Annotated in this window: 6 protein-coding genes and 1 other annotated feature; of the genes, 5 read left to right on the top strand and 1 reads right to left on the bottom strand. The window is 40.6% G+C overall.

Features of this window, described 5'->3' with window-relative positions; all coding sequences use genetic code 11:
- The first annotated feature begins 174 nt into the window (after positions 1–174).
- Positions 175–1,638, top strand: coding sequence for an IMP dehydrogenase (gene guaB, locus GPDM_RS12465; protein WP_008431894.1), 1,464 nt, complete (start codon positions 175–177; stop codon positions 1,636–1,638).
- A 110-nt stretch (positions 1,639–1,748) separates the two neighbouring features.
- The gene (locus tag GPDM_RS12460) at positions 1,749–3,107 is read left to right on the top strand and encodes a serine hydrolase (protein ID WP_008431892.1); all 1,359 of its coding nucleotides are present in this window, start codon (positions 1,749–1,751) and stop codon (positions 3,105–3,107) included.
- A 38-nt stretch (positions 3,108–3,145) separates the two neighbouring features.
- Here the strand turns inward: GPDM_RS12460 and pdxR are convergent, their stop codons facing one another.
- A complete protein-coding gene (pdxR, locus tag GPDM_RS12455; RefSeq protein ID WP_008431890.1) occupies positions 3,146–4,540 on the bottom strand; it encodes a MocR-like pyridoxine biosynthesis transcription factor PdxR in 1,395 nt (464 codons plus the stop codon).
- Between the two features lie 105 nt (positions 4,541–4,645).
- Here pdxR and pdxS point away from each other — a divergent pair, with 105 nt between their 5' ends.
- The 3 genes from pdxS to serS all read left to right on the top strand — a co-directional run bounded on the left by pdxS (position 4,646) and on the right by serS (position 7,701).
- Positions 4,646–5,530 (top strand): pyridoxal 5'-phosphate synthase lyase subunit PdxS, encoded by an 885-nt coding sequence (gene pdxS, locus GPDM_RS12450; RefSeq protein WP_008431888.1) that lies wholly within the window; start codon positions 4,646–4,648, stop codon positions 5,528–5,530.
- Between the two features lies 1 nt (position 5,531).
- Positions 5,532–6,146: a pyridoxal 5'-phosphate synthase glutaminase subunit PdxT gene (pdxT, locus tag GPDM_RS12445; RefSeq protein WP_008431886.1), complete on the top strand. Its 615-nt coding sequence runs from the start codon at positions 5,532–5,534 to the stop codon at positions 6,144–6,146.
- A gap of 11 nt (positions 6,147–6,157) precedes the next feature.
- Positions 6,158–6,364 (top strand) — a binding site (T-box leader).
- Positions 6,365–6,426: 62 nt separating this feature from the next.
- Positions 6,427–7,701, top strand: a complete 1,275-nt coding sequence (gene serS / locus GPDM_RS12440) for a serine--tRNA ligase (protein WP_008431884.1) — start codon at positions 6,427–6,429, stop codon at positions 7,699–7,701.
- Positions 7,702–7,729: the final 28 nt, after the last annotated feature.

Below are 7,729 nucleotides of genomic sequence, written 5' to 3'. Positions count from 1 at the left end.
GTTTAAAAATAAGAAACTTCTCGATAAAACTCGTAAGTAGAAAAAATAAAAACATCTGAAAACTTTTGATTAATTATTCTAAATTTTTTTTCTTTTAGTAGTTTCTTGACACACCATATGGACGCTGATAACCTTAACAATAATATTTAAAGGAAGCAGGAGGCGCGTTTATTTATGTGGGAGTCAAAATTTGTAAAAGAAGGCTTAACGTTTGATGATGTATTACTTGTACCAGCTCATTCAGAGGTTTTACCGAAAGACATTGATTTAGCAGTTGAATTAACACCAACTCTTAAATTGAAAATTCCAGTAATCAGTGCAGGGATGGATACAGTAACAGAAGCGAAAATGGCGATTGCTATGGCTCGTCAAGGCGGGTTAGGGATTGTTCATAAAAATATGAGTATTGAAGAACAAGCGGAACAGGTCGTGACTGTAAAACGTTCTGAGAACGGCGTAATTACAGATCCTTTCTTTTTGACTCCTGACCATCAAGTTTATGATGCTGAACATTTAATGGGGAAATATCGAATTTCAGGTGTTCCAATTGTAAACAATGAAGATGAGCTAAAACTTGTCGGAATTATTACGAACCGTGATTTGCGCTTTATCCAAGATTACTCTTTGAAAATTAATGATGTAATGACTAAAGAACAATTAGTAACTGCTCCAGTCGGAACAACATTAGAAGATGCTGAAAAGATTTTACAGCAATACAAAATTGAAAAATTGCCAATCGTTAATAGCGAAGGCGTCTTAAAAGGATTAATCACAATTAAAGATATTGAAAAAGTGATTGAATTTCCGAATGCTGCAAAAGACAGCCATGGTCGTCTGCTAGTAGGGGCGGCTGTCGGTGTAACTTCAGATACAATGAAACGCGTTGAGCAACTAGTTAAAGCTTCAGTAGATGTTATCGTATTAGATACAGCTCATGGTCATTCAGAAGGCGTTTTAGGAATGGTTAGACAAATTCGTGCAACGTATCCGGAATTAGCAATTATCGCTGGAAACGTAGCTACTGCTGAAGGCACAAAGGCATTGATCGAGGCTGGTGCGGACGTAGTTAAAGTTGGTATCGGACCTGGTTCTATTTGCACAACTCGTGTTGTAGCAGGTGTTGGGGTTCCTCAAATAACAGCTGTGTATGACTGTGCAACAGAAGCTCGTAAACACGGCAAAGCAGTCATTGCTGATGGCGGAATCAAATATTCTGGAGATATCATCAAAGCATTAGCAGCTGGTGGACACGTAGTTATGCTAGGTAGCTTGCTAGCTGGTACGACTGAGAGCCCTGGAGATACTGAAATTTTCCAAGGTCGTCGTTTTAAAACGTATCGTGGAATGGGATCAATTGCTTCAATGGAAAAAGGTTCAAAAGACCGTTATTTCCAAGACGATGCCAAAAAACTAGTACCAGAAGGTATTGAAGGTCGCATGCCATATAAAGGACCTCTATCTGATACGATTCACCAATTGTTAGGTGGTATTCGTGCAGGAATGGGTTATTGCGGAACAAAAGATTTACAGGTTTTACGTGAAGAAGCACAATTTATCCGTATGACTGGAGCCGGTTTACGTGAAAGTCATCCTCATGATGTACAAATCACGAAAGAATCTCCTAACTACTCAATTTAACGCACTAAAAGCACCCGATTCATCATCTTTATTGATGAATCGGGTGCTTTTTTGATGTTTTTGTATTTGACTCTAGTGAATATGATAAAATAGCATGTGGAAACTTTTAGATGGGGGTATTTAAACAAGTGAAAAATTTGGTGAATAAAGGACTACTGATAGCGTTACTAGCTGTATTTATGATAACTGGAATTACTCCGCAACAAGTAAATGCTGAGGAGTCGTTAACGATAATGGCAGAAGCTGCAATTTTAGTGGACGCTGAAAGTGGTAAAATTTTATACGAGAAAAATGCTGAAAAACCTTTAGGGGTTGCCAGTATGACCAAAATGATGACCGAGTATTTATTGTTTGAAGCAATTGAAGAAGGCAAGGTTGCATGGGATCAGGAGTATCAAGTAACGGATTATACTTATCGAATTTCTCAAGACATGCGCTTGAGCAATGTACCGTTCCGCGAAGACGGTTCTTATACGATTAAAGAAATGTATGAAGCAATGGCTATATTCTCTGCCAATGCTGCAACAATCGGCATTGCTGAAACCATTGCCGGCACAGAAAGTGAATTTGTTGAGTTAATGAATGAAAAAGCCAAAGAAATGGGCTTAGAAGAAACGACTTTCGTCAATTCAACGGGTCTTAGTAATTCAAGTTTGATGGGGATGCATCCAGAAGGTACGAAAGAAACAGATGAAAACATTATGCCGGCACGTGCAGTTGCCAAATTAACGAAAATCTTATTGGATGATTATCCGGAAGTATTAGAAACGACAAAAATTCCTTTGAAAATGTTTCGTGAAGGCACGTCAGACGAAACTCGTATGGAAAACTGGAATTCGATGCTTCCAGGATTGATTTATGAATATGAAGGCGTCGATGGATTAAAGACTGGCAGTACCGATTTTGCTGGGTATTCGTTTGCAGGGACAGCAAAGCGTGACGATACACGTTTTATCGCTGTAGTGATGGGAGCCGTGGACAGCGAAGGGGCTGGGTCTTATAAGGCAAGATTTGATGCAACTCGTGTGTTATTCGATTATGGTTTCGATGAATTTACAAAAGAAGAGCTTATTCCAGCAGGCTATCAGTTTAAAGAACAAGACACGCTAGAAGTTGAAAAAGGTGTAGAAGAAAAAGTGGCAATTGCGGTAAAAGAACCAGTTACGATGATGGTTCGGACGGCGGATAAAGAATTGTATCAACCAACATTAGTATTAGATGATTCAGTCGTTCAAAATGGCAAGTTAGAAGCTGATGTAGAAGAAGGTTTAGTGGTAGGAGCCATTCAGTTTACTAAAACTGAAGGAACAGAATATGGCTATTTAAATGGCAATGAAACTAGCATTGAAGTTGCTACAACTGAGTCAGTGAAACGTGCAAATTGGGTATCTTTATCATTCCGTAGTGCGGGAGAATTTTTGTCTTCTGTATGGGATGATGCCAGCAATTTTGTAAAAGGGTTGTTTTAATAGGAAAGCCGTTCATCTTTTCGGATGAACGGCTTTTTTTAATGAATTTCCCAACAAGACATTAATTCAGTAATTCCAGCGTGAATTTCTTCTTCTGACAAGCCACCAAATCCAAGAACGATTTTTGGGAAACTGCTATCTTTTTTGTGAACATCATAAGAATGTAAGCCAGTGACGCGAATTCCCACTTGTTTAGCACGCTGTACCAACTCGTTTTCGTTCAATGTGGTTTGAAGGGTCAAGACAATATGCATACCTGCTTGTTCGCCAGAAAGCGTCACAGCTGGAGCAAAAGGAGCGAGAGATAAACTAAGCTGTTTTATTTTTTTTTGATACAACTTACGCATGCGGTTCAAGTGACGTGCGAAATGACCATCTTTCATAAATTTGGCGACCATGTGTTGATCATGTCTCGGAACGGATGAAGAGTAGTGCCTAAAGGTTTGTTGATACGCCGGCAACAATCGTTTAGGCAATACCATATAAGCAAGCCGCAAAGAAGGCATGAGCGATTTAGAAAAAGTACTAATGTAAATGACGCGGTCACTTAAGTCCATGCTTTGTAGAGCTGGAATCGGCTGACTGGTATAACGAAATTCACTGTCATAATCGTCTTCAATTATATACCGCTCGGGTTTCGCTGCTGCCCAGTTAAGTAATTGTGCTCGTTTTGTAGCACTCAACACCGAGCCAGATGGAAATTGGTGTGAAGGAGTTACATAAGCTACATCAACGATAGAGGCTTCTAATTGGCTAATATTCAATCCATCCGGTTCTAAGTCAATAGGAATTGCTTGGCGATCGTGATGATTGAAAATGCTATGCGTTAGGGCGTAACCAGGATTTTCGTAGCCATAAACCAGTTTTTTATCAAGCAGTCGAATCAATAAAGGCAATAATTGTTCTGTTCCCGAACCAACGACAATTTGATCTGGTTGACAAACAACGCCACGTGATTGATACAAATAACGAGTAATTTCTTGACGTAAGATATCGTCTCCTTGAGGATGACCTGATAATAATAATTCGTGATTGGAATCATCTAAAATATCACGGGTTAATTTCCGCCAAGTTAAAAAAGGAAAAGACTGCGTATCGATACTACCAGAGTTGAAATCTATTTTATATGAAACAGGTTCTTCTACAACGGGTTCATCATGCGGCATATCCAAATAGGCGAGTTCTTCAACCGGCTGGGCATAAAATCCTTTGCGTGGCCGTGATTCTATAAACCCTTCAGCTACTAGTTGAGCGTATGCAAGTTCTACCGTTGTTTGACTAATTTGTAGGTAGTCGGCTAATTTACGTTTACTTGGTAATTTAGTGTCGACAAGTATTTTACCTTCGATAATGGCTTTTTTTATTTCACGATAAAGCTGCTTATATAAAGGGGTTTGTGATTGTTTTTGAAGCTGAAACATCAGCATATCCATGTGAATTCCTCCAACTGACCCTATTAAAATGATTATAACTGAGTCTTTTTATATGGTCAATCTCTATTATACTGAATTTATCAACAAATTAGGAGGAATTCACAAATGACTGAGCAAGGAACAGATCGTGTAAAAAGAGGTATGGCTGAAATGCAAAAAGGTGGCGTGATCATGGATGTGGTCAACGCAGAACAAGCACGTATTGCAGAAGCTGCAGGAGCTACTGCTGTTATGGCACTTGAACGAGTGCCTTCTGATATTCGTAGAGATGGCGGGGTCGCGCGTATGGCAGATCCACGCATCACCGAAGAAGTAATGAAAGCAGTATCAATTCCAGTAATGGCAAAAGCACGTATTGGTCATATTGTGGAAGCTCGTATTTTAGAAGCGATGGGTGTCGATTATATTGATGAAAGTGAAGTGTTGACGCCAGCCGATGAAGAATTTCATTTACTGAAAAACCAATACACCGTACCATTTGTTTGTGGGTGTCGTAATTTAGGTGAAGCGGCTCGTCGAATTGGTGAAGGAGCTTCAATGCTACGGACAAAAGGCGAACCGGGCACAGGAAATATCGTCGAAGCGGTCCGTCATTTGCGACAAGTAAATGCAGAAATCCGTAAAGTGGTTGCGATGAGCGAAGATGAATTAATGACAGAAGCGCGTAATTTAGGAGCTTCTTATGAGTTTTTAAAAGAAGTTAAAAGTTTAGGGCGTTTGCCGGTAGTTAACTTTGCAGCTGGTGGGATTGCCACACCTGCAGATGCTGCGTTAATGATGGAATTAGGAGCAGACGGCGTGTTTGTTGGGTCAGGTATTTTCAAATCAGACAACCCTGAACGATTTGCACGGGCGATTGTGGAAGCGACGACACATTACCAAGATTACAAATTGATCGCTGAGTTATCAAAAGATCTTGGCATTGCGATGAAAGGCATTGAAATTTCGACGATTGCTGCAGGCGAACGTATGCAAGAGCGAGGCTGGTAAGATGAAACGAGTGGGAGTTCTTGCATTGCAAGGAGCTGTTCGTGAACACATCAAGTCGGTTCAAGCGTGCGGAGCGGAAGCGATTGCTGTTAAATGGCCAAAAGACCTTGAAAATTTAGACGGGTTAATCTTACCTGGCGGAGAAAGTACGACGATGCGCCGTTTAATTGATCACTACGGTTTGATGGAACCACTTCGTGAGTTTGCCCAAACTGGAAAACCGATGTTTGGCACGTGTGCGGGATTGATACTACTTGCTGAAACAGTCGTTGGTAACCAAGATGCACATTTAGGTGTGATGGATGTTACCGTTGAACGAAATTCGTTTGGGCGACAAGTGGATAGTTTTGAAGCACCGCTTGAGATTAGAGATATTGATGGACCTTTTGAAGCCGTCTTTATCCGAGCGCCCCATATTGTCAGTGTCGGAGAAGAAACCGAAGTGTTATGCGTGCATAATGAAAAAATTGTGATGGCGAAAGATGGCCAATTTCTTGGCTGTTCATTCCATCCCGAATTGACAGATGATCACCGCATTACCGATTATTTTTTAAGCATGATTCAAGACAAGTCAGACCTTCTCTTGCCAAACCCATCAACTTATAGTAAAGTATGATTAATTTAAAAGACGAAACGTTGATGGGAAATAGTAAAATGAATGTTTTTCTAAAGAGAGCCGGTGGTTGGTGCGAACCGGTGAAAAACACATTTGAATCCACCCCGGAGTTGCATGGCGAAAAAAGCCATTGCCGGTTTTAATGCCGTTATGTGATGAAGAGGATTGGCTTTTGCCGATCAATCAGGGTGGCAACGCGGGTAGCTCTCGTCCCTTTACCAAGGGATGGGGGCTATTTTTGTTGTCTTTTTTTGTTATTAAAACTTGAGGAGGAAACGGTATGTTAGATATTCGTTTTGTACGTGCCAATTTTGAAGAAGTAAAAGCAAAACTTGCAAAGCGCGGAGAAGATATTTCTGTGCTTGATGATTTTGAAGGATTAGATGTAAAACGTCGTGAACTAATTGCACAAACAGAAAAATTAAAGGCAGAGCGCAACGAAGCGTCTCAAAATATCGCAGCGATGAAACGTGCAAAAGAAAATGCAGACGAAGCCATTACAAAAATGCGTGAAGTTGGCGATCAAATCAAAGTGATTGATGAAGAGTTGAAAGCAGTAGAAGAAAGCTTAAATTATATTATGATGCGTGTTCCGAACATTCCGCATGACAGTGTTCCATTTGGCGATTCTGAAGACGATAATGAAGAAATCCGCACATGGGGCGACAAGCCAGCGTTTGATTTTGAAGTTAAGCCACATTGGGATTTGGGGACGGATTTAAACATCATTGACTTTGAGCGCGCAGCGAAAGTAACAGGCAGCCGTTTTGTCTTTTACCGCGGACTAGGCGCTCGCTTAGAACGCGCATTGATCAATTTTATGATGGACCTTCACCAAGAAGAGCATGGTTATGAAGAAATGTTACCGCCTTATATGGTTAACCGTGAAAGCTTAACGGGTACTGGTCAATTGCCGAAGTTTGAAGAAGATGCGTTCTTAATCGAGAAAGAAGATTATTTCCTCATTCCGACTTCGGAAGTACCGGTCACCAACTTTTACCGTGATGAAATTTTAACGGCAGACATGTTACCACAAGCCTTTGCTTCTTACAGCTCGAATTTCCGCTCTGAAGCGGGTTCTGCAGGGCGTGATACACGAGGATTAATCAGACAACATCAATTCAATAAAGTTGAACTAGTACGCTTTGTAAAGCCAGAGGATTCTTATGACGAACTTGAGAAATTGACTGGTCACGCGGAAAAGGTACTTCAACTTTTAGGACTGCCATATCGCGTATTGAAGATGTGTACAGCCGATCTTGGATTTACAGCTGCGAAAAAATACGATATCGAAGTATGGATCCCGAGCCAAGAAACATACCGGGAAATATCTTCTTGCAGTAATTTTGAAGATTTCCAAGCAAGACGTGCGAATATTAAATTCCGTCGTGAAGCAACAGGCAAGCCAGAATTTGTTCACACATTAAATGGCAGTGGACTAGCCATTGGTCGTACTGTGGCAGCTTTGCTTGAAAACTATCAGCAAAAAGACGGTTCAATCAACATTCCAGAAGTATTGCAGCCTTATATGGGTGGCAAAAAGACCATTGGATAATATTTCAAAAAAAAGCGCAAAGACAATT

Origin of the sequence: Planococcus donghaensis MPA1U2, assembly GCF_000189395.1 — a bacterium.
Taxonomy (GTDB): domain Bacteria; phylum Bacillota; class Bacilli; order Bacillales_A; family Planococcaceae; genus Planococcus; species Planococcus donghaensis_B.
Note: the sequence above shows the minus strand (reverse complement) of the source record. Positions and strands in the feature narration are given on the sequence as shown.

Bases quoted from the DNA above. Each gene is read 5' to 3' on its own strand.
- pdxR (WP_008431890.1), bottom strand. From the start codon at position 4,540: ATGGATATGCTGATGTTTCAGCTTCAAAAACAATCACAAACCCCTTTA.
- serS (WP_008431884.1), top strand. From the start codon at position 6,427: ATGTTAGATATTCGTTTTGTACGTGCCAATTTTGAAGAAGTAAAAGCA.
- pdxT (WP_008431886.1), top strand. From the start codon at position 5,532: ATGAAACGAGTGGGAGTTCTTGCATTGCAAGGAGCTGTTCGTGAACAC.
- guaB (WP_008431894.1), top strand. From the start codon at position 175: ATGTGGGAGTCAAAATTTGTAAAAGAAGGCTTAACGTTTGATGATGTA.
- pdxS (WP_008431888.1), top strand. From the start codon at position 4,646: ATGACTGAGCAAGGAACAGATCGTGTAAAAAGAGGTATGGCTGAAATG.
- GPDM_RS12460 (WP_008431892.1), top strand. From the start codon at position 1,749: ATGGGGGTATTTAAACAAGTGAAAAATTTGGTGAATAAAGGACTACTG.